Here is a 16672-nt window from a genome sequence, read left to right as displayed (position 1 = left end):
TACAGCAATCAGATTTTTTTCAGGGCAGCACGGGCATAGGCAGCGACGATTACAAAACAGCCCATTGGCAACAGATAGGCCACGGCCGTGGAGGAGTGGTCGGCCACCAGACCCATCACATAGGGCAGCAGCGCGCCGCCAACTATGGCCATGATCATGAACGAGCTGCCGCGCTTGGTATGTGGGCCGAGGTTTTTCACGCCCATGGCAAACAGGGTGGGGAACATGATCGACATAAAGAAGAACGTCGCCACCAGCGCGACCACCGATACACCTTCAAACCCCAGCACCACCACCGCACACAGCGCCACGTTGATCAGCGCATAGATCAGCAGCAGGCGCTGGGCATTGACCCTGCCCATCAGCCAGGTGCTGAAAAAGCGTCCGAACATAAAGCTGAGCATGGCCACCGAAAGCAGATACGCGGCTTGCTGGCTGCTCATCTGCGCCCAGTGCTCGGTGACGTAGTTGATAAAAAACGCCCCCACGCCAACTTGTGCTCCCACATAAAAGAACTGGGTGATAACCCCCGTGACGAATTCGCGGTGTTGCCACAGGCCTTTGTGGTCGTGCTGCGCAACTTGCACTTCCTGCTCGCGCAGGTCGGGCAGCGCAGTGCGGGCGATAAGGATGGCCACCAGCAACACCAGTGCGGCAATCACCAGATAGGTCATTTGCAGCGATTGTGTGGTGTCGGTGCTGTTGGCACCGCTGAAGAACAGTGCGCCGCCAATCAAGGGGCCGAAAAACTGCCCCAGGCCGTTGAACGACTGCGCCAGGTTCAGGCGGCGCTCGGCACCGGCGGGTTCACCCAGCACCGTGGCGTAGGGGTTGGCGGCGGTTTCCAGGCAGCCCAGGCCGCAGGCAATCACAAACAGCGCGAACAGGAAAAACTGAAAACTCTGCGCCGCAGCGGCGGGCATAAACAGCAGGGCGCCAGTGGCGTAGAGGCACAGGCCCAGCAGGATGCCGGCCTTGTAGCCGTACCTGTCCATCAGCAAACCGGCGGGCAGGGCTATCAGAAAATACGCGCCAAAGTAGGCGCTTTGCAGCAGGCCCGACTGCGCCTTGCTGACGTGCAGGGTTTCCTGGAAGTGCTTGTTGAGCACATCGAGCAAGCCATAGGACAGGCCCCAGAGAAAGAACAGGCAGGTGACCAGGATCAGTGCCCGGCGATAGGACGTGACCGCCCGGGTAAAGGACGGCGCTGCGACGTTCGGGTGCTTGAGTGACATGACGCATCTCCTTCTTATTGTTGTGAGTTCGGCGTTGTGGTTTGCGTGGATCTACACCCTGTGGGAGCGAGCCTGCTCGCGATGCAGGCGGCTCGGTTTGCCTGACCACCGCGGTGATGCCATCGCGAGCAGGCTCGCTCCCACAGGGTCAGGGAGAATCTTTCAGGCTGAAAATCTGTGCCATTGGCGCCCATTTTTCACCGGGCTTTGTCCAGGGAGTAGGCTGCTGAAAACGCCACATCAGCGCTTCCCATTCCTGCACCTTGGGGTCGCTGGCGCCAGCCCGGGCAAAGGCCTCGGCGCTAAACCCCGGGGCTGTGTCCATGACCATGAACAGCCGCGTGCCCAGGCGCCATATCTGCATGTCGAGCACGCCATGCCCGCGCAAATGGGCGCTGATCTGCGGCCAGATGTTCTGGTGCAAGCGCTCATACTCGGCAATCAGCGCCGGGTCGTCCTTAAGGTCCAGCGCCAGGCATTGGCGGTTCATGTCAGCGCCCGGTCCAGGTGGGTGTAGCCACCGTCCACCACCAGCCATTGCCCGGTGGTGTGGGAGGCGCGCGGGGAGAGCAAAAACAGCACGCTGTCGGCGATTTCTGCGGCCGTGGTCATGCGCCGGCCCAGGGGGATTTTTTCAACAATGCTCGCCAGCTTGGCTTGCGGGTCGGCGAAGGTGTCGATCCAGCGCTCGTACAAGGGGGTCATGACTTCGGCCGGGATCACCGCATTGACCCGGATCCCGTCAGCCAGCAATGAAGTGGCCCATTCGCGGGTCAACGACAGTTGCGCGCCCTTGGCGGCGGTGTAGCCGCTGGTCCCGCCTTGCCCGGTGAGGGCCGTCTTGGAGCTGATATTGACGATGGCACCGCGGCTGGCCTTGAGCGCATCGACGCACAGATGGGTCATGAGATAATAATGGATGAGGTTTTTTTCCAGTGACTCGACAAAGGCCGAGCGCCCGGCTTCAAGGCCAACGCCATCGTTGACCCCGGCGTTATTGACCAGCCCGTCAATGCGCCCGAAGCGTTGCAGCACGCTGGCGACTGCCGCGCGGCAGGCGTCTTCGTCGCGCAGTTCGACCTGCACAAACAGGCTCTGCGCCCCGCGCTGATCCAATTGCCGGGCCAGCTCATCGGACAGCGGGCTGTGGCCGAAAATCACCGGGATCGCACCTTCGTCAGCCAGCCCCAGGGTGATGGCTGCGCCGATCCCCGAGCCGCCGCCGGTCACGATAAACACCTTGTCTTGCAGATGCAGATTCATTGCGTCACTCCCTCTATGTTGTAGACGCGGCACGCCGTACCACCCCAGATGGCCGCGTGCTCTGACACGCTGGCGACCAGGGTGTGAGTGGCCTCGTAGTCGCTGGCCAACAGGCACACCGGCCAGTCGGAACCGAACATCAGGCGCTCGGGGCCAAACAGTTCCAGTGCCATGTGCAAATAGGGCGTCAGTTGTGCGCTGGACCAGTCCTGCCAATGGGCTTCGGTGATCAGCCCTGACAGCTTGCAGCTGACGTGGGGCAGGGCCGCCAACGGTGCCAGTTGGCTGGCCCAGGTTTTCAAGTCCCCGGCCTGGATATCGGGTTTGCCCAGGTGGTCGAGTACCAGATGGTGCTGGTCATGCTGCTGGCACAGTTCGGTAACCGTGCGCAGATCCCGGGCCTTGACCAGCACTTCGTAGACCAGTCCCTGGCGTTGCAAGGTATGCAAGCCACGGCTGAACCCCGGATTTTGGATAAACTGGGCGAGCGAGGGTTCGTCCTGCAACTGATGACGAAAGCCACGCAAAACCGGCGCTTGCGCCCAGCGTTCAAGCGATTGCTCAAGGTCGCGGGCACACAGGTCGACCCAGCCCACCACGGCGCGAATCCACGGGTAGCGCTGCGCCAGTTGCAACAGTTGATCGGTTTCACTGGCACAGGCTCGGGCCTGCACGGCGATGCAACCGTCGAATCCGCCAGCATCGAGCAAGGGCCGCAGATCATCGGGGGTAAAGTCCTGGCGCAAACCGCTCATGTCGCGACCTATCCACGGATAGGCCGCGGCGTCATAGCGCCAGAAGTGCTGGTGTGCATCCAGTCGTAGTGAGTGTGGGGACGACATTATTGTTGTACTCCGTCCGTTTGCTTAGCCCCGGTAGCGGTACTGCTCGCGGGAGGCGGCCTTCATCTGGATCGAGAAGCCCGGAGCCTGTGGTGGCATATAGGCCGCGTTGCGGATCACGCAGGGGTCTTCGAAGTGCTCGTGCAGATGGTCGACAAATTCCACCACCCGGCCTTCGTGAGTCCCGGCGATGCACAGGTAGTCGATCATCGACAGGTGCTGCACGTACTCGCACAGACCAACGCCGCCTGCGTGCGGACATACCGGCAGGTTGTACTTGGCGGCCATCAGCATCACGGCCAGCACTTCATTGACCCCGCCCAGGCGGCAGGCGTCGATCTGCACCACGTCAATGGCTTCACGCATGATCAGTTGCTTGAACACGATACGGTTCTGGCACATTTCGCCGGTCGCTACCTTGACCGGGCTGACACCCAGGCGGATTTTTCGATGACCTTCGACGTCGTCCGGGCTGGTTGGCTCTTCGATAAACCACGGGTTGGCGAATGACAGTTCGCGCACCCAGTCGATGGCCGCGTCCACTTCCCATACCTGATTGGCGTCGATCATCAGCTTGCGATCCGGGCCCAGTACTTCCCGGGCGATGCGCACGCGGCGGATATCGTCCTGCAGGTCGTGGCCGACTTTCAATTTGACGTGAGAGAAGCCCGCATCCACCGCTTCCTGACACAGTCTGCGCAGCTTGTCGTCGGCATAGCCCAGCCAGCCGGCGGAGGTGGTGTAGCAGGGGTAGCCCTCAGCCTCGAGCAAGGCCAGTCGCTCGGCCTTGCCATTGGCGCGCTCGCGCAGCAGGGTCAGAGCTTCTGCCGGGGTGATGCAGTCGGTGATATAACGAAAGTCGATACAGCGCACCAGTTCTTCGGGGCTCATGTCTGCCACCAGACGCCACACCGGCTTGCCTTCGGCCTTGGCCCACAGGTCCCAGGCGGCGTTGACCACCGCACCGGTGGCCAGGTGGATGGCGCCCTTGTCCGGGCCGATCCAGCGCAACTGGCTGTCGCTGGTCACGTGGTGCCAGAAACGGCCCATGTCTTCGGCGATCCACTCCAGCTTCAAACCCACCAGCAGGCTGGCCAGGGCCTTGATCGAGGCACAGCAGATTTCGTTGCCGCGGCCGATGGTGAAGGTCAGGCCATGGCCTTCAAGGCCGGGGGTGTCGGTTTCGAGGATGACATAGGCCGCCGAGTAGTCAGGGTCCGGGTTCATCGCGTCAGAACCGTCGAGGGATTGCGAGGTGGGGAAGCGGATGTCTTCAACCCGTACGGCAGTAATTGTGGTCATGGTATGGCTCCCTGTCAGTCGGCGTTCACGGTGCGTTGCTGTTGTTCGCCCAGCCCGCTGATGCCCAGGCGCATGGTCTGGCCGGCACGCAGGTAGACAGGCTCGGGTTTGATACCCAGGCCGACGCCTGGCGGGGTGCCGGTGGAAATCACATCCCCCGGTTGCAGGCTCATGAACTGGCTGAGGTAGCTGATGATTTTCGGGATCTGGAAGATCATCGTGCGGGTGTTGCCGTTCTGGTAGCGGTGGCCATCCACTTCCAGCCACAGGTCGAGCTGGTGCGGATCGGCGATTTCGTCGCGGGTCACCAGCCACGGGCCCAGCGGGCCGAAAGTGTCGCAGCCTTTGCCTTTGTCCCAGGTACCGCCCAGCTCCAGCTGGAACTCGCGCTCGGAGATGTCGTTGATCACGCAGTAACCGGCCACGTGTTCCATGGCCTGGTTTTCGCTGATATAGCGACCGCCTTTACCGATCACCACACCCAGCTCGACTTCCCAGTCGGTTTTGCGCGAATTGCGCGGGATTTCGACGTTGTCGTTGGGGCCGACGATGGCGCTGGTCCATTTGCTGAACACCACCGGTTCGGCGGGGATTGCGGCACCGGTTTCGGCAGCATGGTCGGCGTAGTTCAGGCCGATGCAGATAAATTTTCCGACCTGGCCGACGCAGGCGCCGATACGGGGGGAGCCCTCAACCAGTGGCAGGGTGGACGGGTCGATATCTTGCAGGCGGGCAATGCTTTCGGGGCTCAGGGTCTGGCCTGCGATATCCGCGACCACTGCCGACAAATCGCGCAGTTGGCCGTCGTTGTCGAGCAGGGCGGGACGCTCCTGGCCTTTTTCACCGTAACGCAGCAGTTTCATAAACAATCCTTTTTGGGGGAGGGGCAGGGCCCAGTGGGAGCAGGCTTGTTGCGGGAGCGGGCTTGCTGGCGATGGCATCAGCGCGATTTGCCTGATACAGCGCAGCGATCCAATCGCGAGCAAGCCCGCTCCCACAAGGTCAAAAGCTTGCGGCTAGTTACTCCAGCCGCCATCAATGATTTGTGCCGTGCCGGTGGTAAAGCCGCTGGCACTTGAGCCCAGGTACAGCGCCAACTGGGCGATTTCCTCGGCGGTGCCAATGCGGCCCATGGGCTGGCGCGCGGCAAAGGCGGCATACACCTCGTCCACGCTGCGGCCTTCGCGCTCGGCCTGTTCGCGAATACGCTGGCGCAGGGAAGGGGAGTCGACGGTGCCGGGGCAGATGGCATTGCAGCGGATGTTCTGGCTCACAAAGTCAGCCGCTACAGAACGGGTCAGGCCAATCACCGCGCCTTTGCTGGCGCAGTAGGCAAAACGGTTGGGCACGCCTTTGACGCTGGAAGCGACCGAGGCCATGTTGATGATCGAGCCGCCGCCGCTGCCCAGCATGCCCGGCAAAAAAGCGCGGATCATGCGGTACATGGCTGTCACGTTGAGGTCCAGGGCGAAGTTCCAGTCCTTCTCTTCGCATTCCAGGATAGTGCCGCTGTGCACCACGCCCGCGCAGTTGAACAGCACATCCAGTGGGCCCAGCTGTTTGGCCAGGCGCTCGATGGCAGCAGCATCGGTGACGTCCAGAACATGTTTGTGCGCGCCCTCAAGGGCGTCGAGGGCGCCGGCATTGATATCGGCGGCGAAGACTTCGGCACCGGCGGCGAGGTATGCCTGGACGGTGGCCTGGCCAATCCCCTGCGCAGCGGCAGTGATCAGCACACGTTTGCCGGAAAGATCCATGGGTGCTCCGTTACGATGTCATTGTTTTTATAGTTGGCCCAATGGTCAGGCCATTGGGGGCGTAGCAAATGGCAAAACGACACAAGTACAAGGATAAGGTTTGCTATGATCGCTTTACGATATCCATCCAATGGTCAGGCCATTGGGCCTTTTGTAGCATGCACCTCAAGCTTCAACAAGCGTCTTTTTCAGCTCCAAGTGCTTGTCGAATGCTGTCCAAACCAGAGCTTATTTCCTGATGCCATTTCAAGTAATTGATAACCAACGGCTTTATCGGCAAATCGCTGATCAGCTACGCGCCTTGATCGACAGCGGTGAATTTCCGCCGGGCAGCCGTTTGCCAGCCGAGCGTGAACTGGCCAAGTTGCTGGGTGTAAGTCGTGCCTCGGTACGTGAGGCGATGATTGCGCTTGAAGTGATAGGTCTGGTGGATGTACGCGTCGGTAACGGGGTACTGGTCTGTGAGCCGCCGGTGCAGGCGGTGTCAGATGAACCGGTTATGGCCCAGGCTACGCGCAACCAGTGGAAAGAACTGGACCCCGAGCTGAACCTTGAAATCGACTTCAATGCCGAAATTCCACCGTTCGCGCTGTTGCAGGCCCGTCGCCTGATTGAGCCCGAAGCGGCGGCGCTGGCGGCGATCAATGCCAGTGACGAGGAGTTGGCGGGCATCCGCGAAGCTTTTGAACGCAACGTTCAGGACAACCGCGAAGGGTCCCACACCCACCCCGGCGATCGTCTGTTCCATATCCGCATTGCCCAGGCCTCGGACAACCCGGCCTATGCCCTGATGATCCAGCATCTATTGGGCCATCGTTACGGCAGCATGTTCCAGCGCCTGCAAAACCACTACACCCCACAGGATATGACCCATCGCTCGGAAGATGAGCACCGCCGTATCCTGCTGGCGCTCGAGCAGCACGATGCGCCCGCCGCACGGCAGGCAATGGCCGAGCACCTGGATGAAGTGATCCGTATATTCAGTCGCAGCGCGCGCTGACATTCAATCGCCGGTCGGGAGGGTTGGCATTAGTCCTACATTTATTGGGACTTTTCCTAGGTAAAAATCTTTCAGCATTCGAGATAATTAACCTACACCGTTTCTCGATGGTTCATCTTAATGCCTGGAAATCCCCTGCGTGTCCTGATCCTGGAAGATGACAGTTTCCAGCGTGCCGTTGCGGTAAGCATGTTTCGCTCCCTGGGTTGCCATGACGTGTTTGAGGCCAGTGACGGCAGCCAGGCGTTGACGGTTCTTCAGCAAGTGGGGCCGGTGGATATCGCCGTGTGCGATTTGCAGATGGATGGCATGGACGGCCTGGCGTTTTTGCGTCGCGTGGGCAGGACGGGGCAAGTCCGGTCGATTATTGTCAGCAGTGCGCTGTCGGCCGATTTGCGTTGTGCCGCGCATCAGCTCATTGCCCTGTTGGGGCTCGAGTTGCTTGGCGATGCCGGCAAACCGTTGTATGCCGCTGTGCTGCAACCTCTGTTACTCAAGTATCAAAGCACTATCTGCACGCTCGAACCTGTACCGGGCAGCACGCTGTCACTGGCTTGCGAGGACGAAGTGCGTCAGGCTCTGGCCCTGCAGCAATTGCAGGCCTGGTATCAACCCAAGTTCAATCTGCAAACCGGCGATGTGACCGGTGTCGAAGTGCTTTGCCGTTGGCTGCACCCCGATAAGGGCGTGCTACCGCCGGCGGTATTTATCCCGGTGCTGGAGCGCTGCGGCTTGATGGACGAGTTGCTGTTTGCCCAACTCGATCAGGCGTTGAGCCTGCAAGAGCAAGCACGGACACGGGGTTATCCCTTGAACATGGCGTTCAACCTGCAAGCGTCGCAACTGGCTAACAGTCAGCTGACTTATACCCTCAAGGGGGTTCTGACCCGTCATGTCACGCCGGGCTCCAGGTTGACCTTCGAATTGACTGAAACCGGTTTGCTGCAAGCTCCGGTCGCCAGCCTGGAGAATCTGGTGCGCCTGCGCATGATGGGCTGCCGGTTATCAATTGACGATTTTGGTGCCGGTTTTTCGTCATTGCAGCGGCTGTGCCAGTTGCCATTCACCGAAATCAAGCTGGACGGTGAATTTGTGGGCAACCTGGAGCATGAACCGCGTTGCGCCGCCGTGATCGCCAGCACCCTGGCCCTGGGTAAAGCCTTGGGTATGTCGGTGGTTATTGAAGGGATTGAAACCGAGGCACAGTCCCAGCGTTTGCTGGCCATGGGCTGTGTTGAAGGGCAGGGTTACTGGTTTGCGCGGCCCATGAGCGGGCAGGACTTGCTGCGCTGGTTGCAGCAACGTGAAGCAAGCCCTGCCTTAACCACCACTAGTTGAAGGTGTAGGGCGTCAGCGCGGTGGGGTCGATGTTCTGCTCGACTTTGACCATCGCATCCTTGAGCGGGCAGAGCAGGCCTGCGCTGGTTTTGCGGCAGTCCCCGGCGCTTTGGAAATCGCTCCTGAGGGGTTTTTGCGTGGCGGTCAGTTGGGTCAGGTTACGAATCTGATCCATTGACTGGGCCTCAAAGGCGATGCGCAAAAAGTACTCGCCGGTTTTGACTTCCTTGTAACGTTCGAACTGCAACGTACCCACGGGCGGGATGTTGTTGGCGATATAATCTCCCTGCTTCCAGCCGAAGCCGAGCATGGTGCGCAGGTAAGAGATATTGGTGTCGTGAGCCACCAGCAGCATCAGCGGTACATCGGGCGGGCTATCCGGCGCGTCTTTCTGCTCCAGCGGGGTGCCCTGCTTGAGTTCCAGGGCAATCTGGTTCATCAGCTCGGAAGCGCCGCGGCTGGCGATATAGGGGATGTCGTTGAGGTAGTCGTACTTGGCCTTGGTCAGCACCATCAGGCTGGATACCTCGGCGGCGGTGCGGCCGTTGCCGAAGGCGACCTTGTCCAGTGGCAGGCCCTGGCTATATTCCAAACGGAACACTTCGCCCATATTGGCACCTGCGCTCAGGCCCTTGATCGCGAAACGGCCCTTGGCGTTTTGTTCCAGTGTCCAGTCCTGTTTGCCATACGGGCAATCGGTGGCAGGCAGGCAGACGACCTCCCTGAGTTTTTCTTCAAAGGGTTTGTAGCGTGCCTGTGCGGCTTCGACGCTGCCGCCCAGAGCCTTGAGAATTTCGGCTTTGGCCTTGGCCGGATCGAGCGCGGCAAAGGGCATTTCATTGGCCTGGAACAGGGCATCCTGCTTGCCGTGGACATAGCCCGGTTGCAGGCCGCAGCCGGGGAACATGCCATCGAGCAAGGCCTGGGCCGTGGCCTTGGTGCGTTGCAGGGGGCTGGCGTGTACCAGCAACTGGCTGGCATCCGGGCAGCCCCGGGGGATCAGCCCGGCGGCCCGCAGCACTTCACCACGGTAGCGGCCCATTTCCACCGCGCCGGTATAGCCGTGGCCGGTCAGGTTACCGAAGGGCACCAGCCAGGTTGGCCATTTGCGCTGGGTGACCGAGGTCAGCAGTTTTTCATTGGATTCGGTAGGCGGGCGCACTCCGTGGCGGCTGACCTGCACGACTTTATCCAGCACATAGCCATCGCTGCTGGGTATCTGGGCCAAGGCTGCGGGGCTGAACAGGCTGGCCAGCAACAGGCCGGTATAAAGCGGGGGCAGCGTCTTCATCGATCTTCCTTTGGGTCTTCCTGACACAGTGGGCGAAGAGTCTAGTCGGCAAATAAGACAAACGCCGAGCTCCGTAGCAGCTGCCGAAGGAAGGTTCACTGTTTTCGCGAGATTTGTGCGGTGCTCGCTTGAAATTCCGAACAGGCAGTGCGTATTTTGTAGCCATTGCCCTGCGCGGCCTGCTTAACAACAAGGATAGTGGCATGAATAGCGATGGCCAGGGTTTGCTCGCACAGCGATTGGCGGGTATTGATGAGATTGAGTGCGTCACCCCCGACCTCAATGGCGTGCCCCGTGGCAAGGTGATGACTGCTGCGGGGTTTATAGAAGGGCGGCGCTTGCAGATGGCTCGTGGCGTGCTGTTGCAATGCATCATGGGTGGCTACCCTGAGTCGCGCTTTTATGGCGGCGAGGACGGTGATCTTGCCTTGGTGCCAGACCTCACCCAGCTTCATCGCCTGCCCTGGAGCCAGCCATCCCGTGCCCTGGCCATTTGCGATGCCGATGAGCTCAGCGGGGAAAGCTCGCGGCTGTCGACCCGTGGCCAGTTGAAGGCGGTGATCGCCCGCTACGCGGCGCGGGGGCTGGCGCCGGTGGTAGCGACCGAGCTGGAGTTCTTTGTGTTTGCGCACAACCCCGATCCGGCCCAGCCGTTCCGCCCGCCCGTGGGCCTGGACGGGCGCCGTGAAGACGGATTTTCGGCGTTCAGCATCAGCTCCAACAACGGCTTGCGGCCTTTTTTCAATGAGGTGTACCTGTGCATGGCGGCACTGGGTTTGCCCCGTGACACCTTTATGCACGAGATGGGCGTCAGCCAGTTCGAGATCAACCTGCTCCACGGTGATCCGATGCTGCTGGCCGACCAGACTTTTCTGTTCAAGCACCTGCTCAAGGAAGTTGCCCTCAAGCATGGCCTTAACGTGGTGTGCATGGCCAAGCCGCTGGCGCACACGGCCGGCAGTTCGATGCATATTCACCAGAGCGTGGTCGAGGCGGCCAGCGGGCGAAACGTGTTCAGCGACGAAGCGGGACAGCCGACAGCCACCTTCCGCCATTTTATCGGCGGGCAGCAGGCGGGCATGGCGGACTTTACCGCGTTGTTTGCGCCGAACGTAAATTCCTATCAGCGCTTGTTCCACCCCTATGCGTCGCCGAACAACGCGTGCTGGTCCCATGACAACCGGAGTGCGGGTTTACGCATTCCGGCCAGCTCACCTGCGGCGCGGCGGGTTGAAAACCGTTTGCCAGGGGCGGACGCTAACCCGTACCTGGCAATTGCCGCCAGCCTCGCGGCAGGGTTATATGGCATCGAGCGTGGGCTTGAACCGAGTGCTGCGATCCAGGGTGAGTTCCAGGTGCCCGAGGCGCTGACATTGCCCTGCACCTTGCATGCGGCACTGGCACGCCTGGCCCGTAGTGAAATGGCGATTGAACTGTTCGGCACTGAGTTCATCGAAGGTTACGTTGCGTCCAAGACGCTGGAACTGACCAGTTTCCATGACGAAATCACGCCCTGGGAACGTCGCGTTCTGGCGGCTCAGGCTTGACCGTTTAAATCTGTGGCGCCGGGCCTGTTCCCGGTGGCAGACACAAGGAGCCGTACGGAAAGCCAATGCACCAGATCTGGAAGTCCTTTAGAGCGTTGTATTTTGCCTCGCTGATGATGTTGATCGGCTCCGGCCTGTTGAGTACTTATCTGGCGCTGCGCCTGGCAGCGGACAATGTCGACGGCCTGTGGATCGGCGCGCTGATGGCGGCCAACTATTTTGGCCTGGTGCTGGGTGGCAAGATCGGCCACCGGCTGATTGCCAGGGTCGGGCATATTCGTGCCTACGCCACGTGCGCCGGTATTGTCGGTGCGGCGGTGCTGTGCCACGGGCTGACGGACTGGCTGCCGATCTGGCTGTTGCTGCGGGTGATTGTCGGTCTGGGCATGATGTGCCAGTACATGGTCATCGAAAGCTGGCTTAACGAGCAGGCCGAGGCCAGGCAGCGCGGCGTGGTGTTCAGCCTCTACATGATCGCCTCCTATCTGGGGCTGGTGCTTGGGCAATTGATCCTGGCGGTTCACCCGCAGCTCGGTCTCGAGTTGTTGATGGTGGTGGCCTTGTGTTTTGCCTTGTGCCTGGTGCCTGTGGCCATGACCCGGCGTATTCACCCGGCGCCTTTGCACCCGGCGCCGATGGACCCGAAATTTTTTATCAAGCGTGTGCCGCAGTCGTTGATTGCGGTGATGGGCGCGGGTTTGCTGGTGGGCTCGTTTTACGGTCTGGCACCGCTCTACGCATCGCAGCAAGGGCTGTCTACCGAACTGGTTGGCTTGTATATGGGTAGCTGCATTTTTGCCGGCTTGCTGGTGCAGTGGCCGTTGGGCTGGTTGTCCGACCGTTATGACCGGCCGTTGCTGATCCGTATTTTCGCCGGCTTGCTGGCGGTGGCTGCGTTGCCATTGGCGATCTTGCCGGCGGTGCCCATGCAGGTACTGTTTATTGCCGGTTGCCTGGCGGCTTTGCTGCAATTTTGCATCTATCCGCTGGCCGTGGCCTTTGCCAACGACCATATCGAGCCGGAGCGTCGTGTGTCGCTGACGGCCATGCTGCTGGTGACTTATGGCGTGGGCGCAAGCGTGGGGCCGTTGGTGGCGGGGGTGCTGATGAAGCTGTTTGGCAGCCAGATGCTCTATGGGTTTTTCAGCGTGGCGGGGTTGATCCTGGTATGGCGGATTCGCCCGAATGCGGTGACCAACCTGCACCAGGTCGATGATGCGCCGCTGCATCACGTGGCCATGCCCGACAGCATGTCCAGCTCGCCGCTGGTCGCCGCCCTTGACCCGAGGGTGGATGAGCAGGTGGTGCAGGAACAGATGGTGCAGGAGCCGGTGGTGGAGGAGCAGGAGCCAGAACCGGAACCAGAGTCCAAGACATAGGCAATACCCCTGTGGGAGCGGGCTTGCTCGCGATGGCTTCAGCGCGGTTTTTCAGCCAGACCGCGCCCTGTGCATCGCAGGCAAGCCAGCGACCACTGTTTCAATAATCATCGTCTTTATCAAACTGGCGCGCCTCGCGCTGCAGTTGATAGACAAACCGCTCGACCTGGCGCTGCACCGCGCCGCTGATGTTGTGAAAGCGCATCCCGGCAAAGGTGATGTTCAGCCGCTCTTCAAAATGCAGGTAGCGCAACTCCACCGGTGTCGACATCAGGCCAAACGGCAGGTCGGCGCTGAAGCGCTCATACACCTGACCCAGTTGCATGCCCTGGCTGATATCCCCCTCAAAACGCAATTTGCAGCCGGTTGCCGAAACGTCCAGCAACTTGCCCTTGATCGGCGCCTTGAGCTTGTCACCCGCCACTTGCACATTGACCAGATTGGCCAGCCGCAGGGCCGCACGGAATGCATTGCGGCGCTGGTGGTACACCACTTCGTGGGGCATCGCGCCGCGATAACAGCGGTGCTCATGACGGTCATCAATGGTCAGCGCCGTGGTGCACTCCCAGGCGATACGCACGCCATCATGGAAGCCCTCAACCTTGAACGGCACCCCCGCTTCAAGAAAGCGCTCACCGTCACGGGGGATCATTTCGTCCAGGGCCATAGTGTTGCTCTCGCGATTAACATCCACCACATAGCTCTGGAAGCGCTGGGTGCGGTCCTGGAAAGTAATGATCAGCGGGTCATGGCTCTCTTGCAGCATCCGCAAGTTGGAGGCAATTTCCAACGGCGTGGTAAGCACCTTTGGCGGTTGCGGAGCATCTTGGGCGTCGAACACGTTTGATCAATCTCCAGACAAAATACAGCGACACGCAAAAGATGGGCATTCTGCCATCATGTTGTGTGTCTCGCTACATGCGGTGGTTGCGCGGGCTCAAGCCTGGCTGTAGGCGCGGTGCTTGTTGAGCATCGAGGTGGTGCCGCGTGCGTCATACAGAGACGGGGCTTCGCCGCCATGGAGGATGCGCAACTGGTTGGCGGTGATCGCCTGCTGGGTCTGGATCGACTGACCATTGAGCAGGTTGGCGGCCTGGCATTTCGCTAGCAGCTGGTTCAGTGCATCGCTCTGGGCGAGCAGTTGTGTTCCCACGCTGGAATGGCTGGCCAGGCTTTCGAGGCCGCTGCGGTTGGTGGCCAGGCCAAGGCTGGCGAGAATTTCGCTGCGTCTGCGGCCATGTTGCTCAAGCAAAATGATCAGCGACTGTTTGCGCGCCAGAATGTTTTCCAGCACCTGCATGTCGCGGCCTTTGAGGGCGATGGATTCGTCCTGTAACAGGCCGAGCAATTGCTCGGCAGGAGCGAGGTCATCGTTGATCAGTTGCAGTAAATTTTCGTCGTGCATGGCGGGCTCTGGGAGTTAAGCGTCCAAAAGCGCGGCACTGGCCGTTGGCCTAGCGCTGGGCTTCCATGTCAAGCAGTTTGCTGGCGATCCGGTCGCTGTCGACTTTGTAGCTGCCGTCCGCGATGGCTTGTTTAAGCTCTGCCACCCGATTTTTGTCGACTACAGGTTGGTCACGCAACGAGTCGCTGATCTTCTGCAACTGTTGAGCCTCTTGGCTGAGGTGAACAGATTCCCCGCTTGGGGCGCTGACGCCGTTTTGCTCAGGGTTTATTGCCGGGGCCGCTTGCGTGGCGCTGCCGGTTTCCTGGCTGGCGTTACTGCGTGTACTGCCGGTCAGGGGCGGGGCGCTGTTGAGACGACTGAAGTCGATGACCATAACGTTAAACCTCGGGGTATTTGGACGCTTGCCATGTTTTCGGCCATACCCGGAAAAACTTTAGGCTCGATTAATCATGGCTTCACACAGAGCTGTACTGATCTGCGTCAAATGACAGTGTAGGAAAGTCGCGAGACTGATGCCAACTTTCCTATAATGCCACTTCTACTTGCCCGGGTGCTGTCACCCTGGCGCGGATAACACGCTTGGAGTTCAGGTTTTTTACCCGTATTTGCTCGCTAAGGCCACCGTCTGACAGGGCTTCGCCGGGCATCTTGACACTTAATGTGCCGCTGCGCGCGCTGATCACCACATGATCGCCCTTGCGCACGGCTGCGGCCTGCTCCAGGTGGGTGAGGGTCAGCACCTGGTCGGTGACCATGGGCCTGAGCAATTTTTGCCCCACGGCCAGCTCGGTGGCGGTCAGGTAGCCCTGGCTGATCAGGCTGACATCACGCTCGCGCAGGGTCACGTCGGGGTAGTCGATAACCATGCCGCGCTTGAGCGGGTGATTGACGGTGACTACGTCGCGGAACAGTTTGACCTGGGCCGGCACAAAGATGGTCCACGGCGACAGCCCTTCGCAGCGTACGCGCACGATTACCCGGCCCATGGGTTGCGCCGGGCTTTCGAGGGAAGCTGTCAAATCCTTGTCGCACTGGGCCAGGCGCAGGCGCGGGTCAAGATTGTTGACCTGGATCTGATATCGACCCTCGGTCTGGCTGGTGGCCAGGTAGTCTTCAACCGTGAATTCAAGAAAGCCCTGGGTCACGCCGATAAGCTGTTCAGGCGATGTAAACGCGTCAGCCCTGCTATAAGTGCTGAGTGCAAGCAAGGTGCCCGCCGCCAGCGCGCTCAGACCACAGCGGCGCAGACTCGGCAGGAAAGGTCGGTGGCAGGATTTTGTCGTTTTTGCGTTCATGACCGATAAAAAGCAAGCCCCGTGCCGTTTTCGGAATATGCGGGTTGAAACTAGAAGTTTTTAAGAGGAGCTGAGTATGGCCGGAGTGATGGATGCGGTTAACCAGCGCACTCAACTGGTGGGGCAAAACCGCCTGGAGCTGTTGCTGTTTCGCCTGGATGGGCCACAGCTTTACGGGATCAATGTGTTCAAGGTCCGCGAGGTGCTGCAATGCCCCAAGCTGACCCTGATCCCCAAGTCCCACCCCGTGGTATGCGGTGTGGCGAGCATTCGCGGCGCGACCATACCGATTCTCGACCTGGCGATGGCCACCGGTGCGGGAGCCTTGAAGGATCAAAGTAACCCGTTTGTGATCATCACCGAGTACAACACCAAGACCCAGGGCTTTCTGGTGCGTTCAGTGGAGCGTATCGTCAATATGAACTGGGAAGACATTCATCCGCCGCCCAAGGGCACCGGTCACGACCATTACCTGACGGCCGTGACCCGTATGGACGAGCAACTGGTCGAAATCATCGACGTGGAAAAGGTGCTGGCAGAAGTCTCGCCATCGTCTGAAACCATCAGCCAGGGCGTGGTGGATGTTGAAACCCAAAGCAAGGCGCTGTCATTGCGGGTGCTGACCGTTGACGATTCGTCGGTGGCGCGCAAGCAGGTTGCCCGTTGCCTGCAATCGGTGGGTGTTGAAGTGGTGTCGTTGAACGACGGGCGCCAGGCGCTCGACTACCTGCGCAAGCTGGTGGACGAGGGCAAGAACCCGTCTGAAGAGTTTCTGATGATGATCTCGGATATCGAGATGCCGGAAATGGACGGCTACACCCTGACAGCTGAAATCCGCAACGACCCGCGGATGCAAAACTTGCACATCATTCTGCATACTTCGTTGTCCGGAGTATTCAATCAGGCGATGGTCAAAAAAGTCGGTGCCGATGACTTTTTGGCCAAGTTCCGCCCTGATGACCTGGCAACCCGGGTAGTTGACCGGATCAAAGCAGCAGACCACAGCTAGGGGCGC

General features: G+C 60.2%; 17 protein-coding genes. 5 read left to right on the top strand and 12 right to left on the bottom strand.

What is annotated here, in order from left to right; translation table 11 throughout:
- Nucleotides 1-8 precede the first annotated feature (8 nt).
- From fucP to FHL07_RS11515, 7 genes are all read right to left on the bottom strand, one after another.
- The gene (gene fucP / locus FHL07_RS11545) at nucleotides 9-1235 is read right to left on the bottom strand and encodes an L-fucose:H+ symporter permease (protein WP_095001841.1); all 1227 of its coding nucleotides are present in this window, start codon (nucleotides 1233-1235) and stop codon (nucleotides 9-11) included.
- 148 nt (nucleotides 1236-1383) lie between these two features.
- Nucleotides 1384-1725 (bottom strand): L-rhamnose mutarotase, encoded by a 342-nt coding sequence (locus FHL07_RS11540; protein WP_095019229.1) that lies wholly within the window; start codon nucleotides 1723-1725, stop codon nucleotides 1384-1386.
- Entirely contained in the window at nucleotides 1722-2498 is a 777-nt protein-coding gene (locus FHL07_RS11535; RefSeq protein WP_095001839.1) for an SDR family oxidoreductase, read from the bottom strand. The genes FHL07_RS11540 and FHL07_RS11535 overlap by 4 nt, the downstream gene beginning before the upstream one ends.
- Nucleotides 2495-3340 (bottom strand): amidohydrolase family protein, encoded by an 846-nt coding sequence (locus FHL07_RS11530; protein WP_095019230.1) that lies wholly within the window; start codon nucleotides 3338-3340, stop codon nucleotides 2495-2497. Before FHL07_RS11530 ends, FHL07_RS11535 begins: the two co-directional genes overlap by 4 nt.
- 24 nt (nucleotides 3341-3364) lie before the next feature.
- A complete protein-coding gene (locus FHL07_RS11525) occupies nucleotides 3365-4642 on the bottom strand; it encodes an L-fuconate dehydratase (RefSeq protein ID WP_095019231.1) in 1278 nt (425 codons plus the stop codon).
- 14 nt (nucleotides 4643-4656) lie between these two features.
- Entirely contained in the window at nucleotides 4657-5505 is an 849-nt protein-coding gene (locus FHL07_RS11520) for a fumarylacetoacetate hydrolase family protein (RefSeq protein WP_095019232.1), read from the bottom strand.
- Nucleotides 5506-5658: 153 nt separating this feature from the next.
- A complete protein-coding gene (locus FHL07_RS11515) occupies nucleotides 5659-6399 on the bottom strand; it encodes an SDR family oxidoreductase (RefSeq protein ID WP_095019233.1) in 741 nt (246 codons plus the stop codon).
- A gap of 238 nt (nucleotides 6400-6637) precedes the next feature.
- Between FHL07_RS11515 and FHL07_RS11510 the strand changes: the two genes are divergently transcribed.
- A complete protein-coding gene (locus FHL07_RS11510; RefSeq protein ID WP_095001834.1) occupies nucleotides 6638-7399 on the top strand; it encodes a FadR/GntR family transcriptional regulator in 762 nt (253 codons plus the stop codon).
- A gap of 120 nt (nucleotides 7400-7519) precedes the next feature.
- Entirely contained in the window at nucleotides 7520-8737 is a 1218-nt protein-coding gene (locus FHL07_RS11505; protein WP_138738491.1) for an EAL domain-containing response regulator, read from the top strand.
- On the opposite strand, the gene FHL07_RS11500 is transcribed toward FHL07_RS11505, so the two are convergent.
- Entirely contained in the window at nucleotides 8730-10028 is a 1299-nt protein-coding gene (locus FHL07_RS11500) for a histidine-type phosphatase (protein ID WP_095022997.1), read from the bottom strand. The two genes, FHL07_RS11505 and FHL07_RS11500, sit on opposite strands and share 8 nt — an antisense overlap.
- Nucleotides 10029-10333: 305 nt before the next feature.
- On the opposite strand from FHL07_RS11500, the gene FHL07_RS11495 reads away from it, so the two are divergent.
- Both FHL07_RS11495 and FHL07_RS11490 read left to right on the top strand, forming a co-directional pair.
- Nucleotides 10334-11575 (top strand): glutamine synthetase family protein, encoded by a 1242-nt coding sequence (locus FHL07_RS11495; RefSeq protein ID WP_165484567.1) that lies wholly within the window; start codon nucleotides 10334-10336, stop codon nucleotides 11573-11575.
- Between the two features lie 65 nt (nucleotides 11576-11640).
- Complete coding sequence (locus FHL07_RS11490; protein ID WP_095001830.1) at nucleotides 11641-12954, top strand: MFS transporter; 1314 nt, start codon at nucleotides 11641-11643, stop codon at nucleotides 12952-12954.
- Nucleotides 12955-13054: 100 nt separating this feature from the next.
- Here the strand turns inward: FHL07_RS11490 and FHL07_RS11485 are convergent, their stop codons facing one another.
- The 4 genes from FHL07_RS11485 to flgA all read right to left on the bottom strand — a co-directional run bounded on the left by FHL07_RS11485 (nucleotide 13055) and on the right by flgA (nucleotide 15657).
- Nucleotides 13055-13795: a flagellar brake protein gene (locus FHL07_RS11485; RefSeq protein ID WP_095001829.1), complete on the bottom strand. Its 741-nt coding sequence runs from the start codon at nucleotides 13793-13795 to the stop codon at nucleotides 13055-13057.
- Between the two features lie 96 nt (nucleotides 13796-13891).
- Nucleotides 13892-14359: a flagella synthesis protein FlgN gene (locus tag FHL07_RS11480; RefSeq protein WP_095001828.1), complete on the bottom strand. Its 468-nt coding sequence runs from the start codon at nucleotides 14357-14359 to the stop codon at nucleotides 13892-13894.
- 49 nt (nucleotides 14360-14408) lie between these two features.
- Nucleotides 14409-14735 carry a flagellar biosynthesis anti-sigma factor FlgM gene (flgM, locus tag FHL07_RS11475; RefSeq protein WP_095001827.1) on the bottom strand — a complete coding sequence of 109 codons (327 nt, stop codon included), beginning with the start codon at nucleotides 14733-14735 and terminating at the stop codon, nucleotides 14409-14411.
- A gap of 151 nt (nucleotides 14736-14886) precedes the next feature.
- The gene (gene flgA / locus FHL07_RS11470; protein ID WP_095001826.1) at nucleotides 14887-15657 is read right to left on the bottom strand and encodes a flagellar basal body P-ring formation chaperone FlgA; all 771 of its coding nucleotides are present in this window, start codon (nucleotides 15655-15657) and stop codon (nucleotides 14887-14889) included.
- A gap of 76 nt (nucleotides 15658-15733) precedes the next feature.
- Between flgA and FHL07_RS11465 the strand changes: the two genes are divergently transcribed.
- The gene (locus FHL07_RS11465; RefSeq protein WP_095001825.1) at nucleotides 15734-16666 is read left to right on the top strand and encodes a chemotaxis protein CheV; all 933 of its coding nucleotides are present in this window, start codon (nucleotides 15734-15736) and stop codon (nucleotides 16664-16666) included.
- Nucleotides 16667-16672: the final 6 nt, after the last annotated feature.

It is taken from the genome of Pseudomonas sp. FSL W7-0098, from assembly GCF_005930585.1.
Classification (GTDB): Bacteria; Pseudomonadota; Gammaproteobacteria; order Pseudomonadales; family Pseudomonadaceae; genus Aquipseudomonas; species Aquipseudomonas bubulae.
The sequence above is the reverse complement of the archived record's forward strand: the minus strand, read 5'-3'. Positions and strand labels throughout refer to the sequence as shown.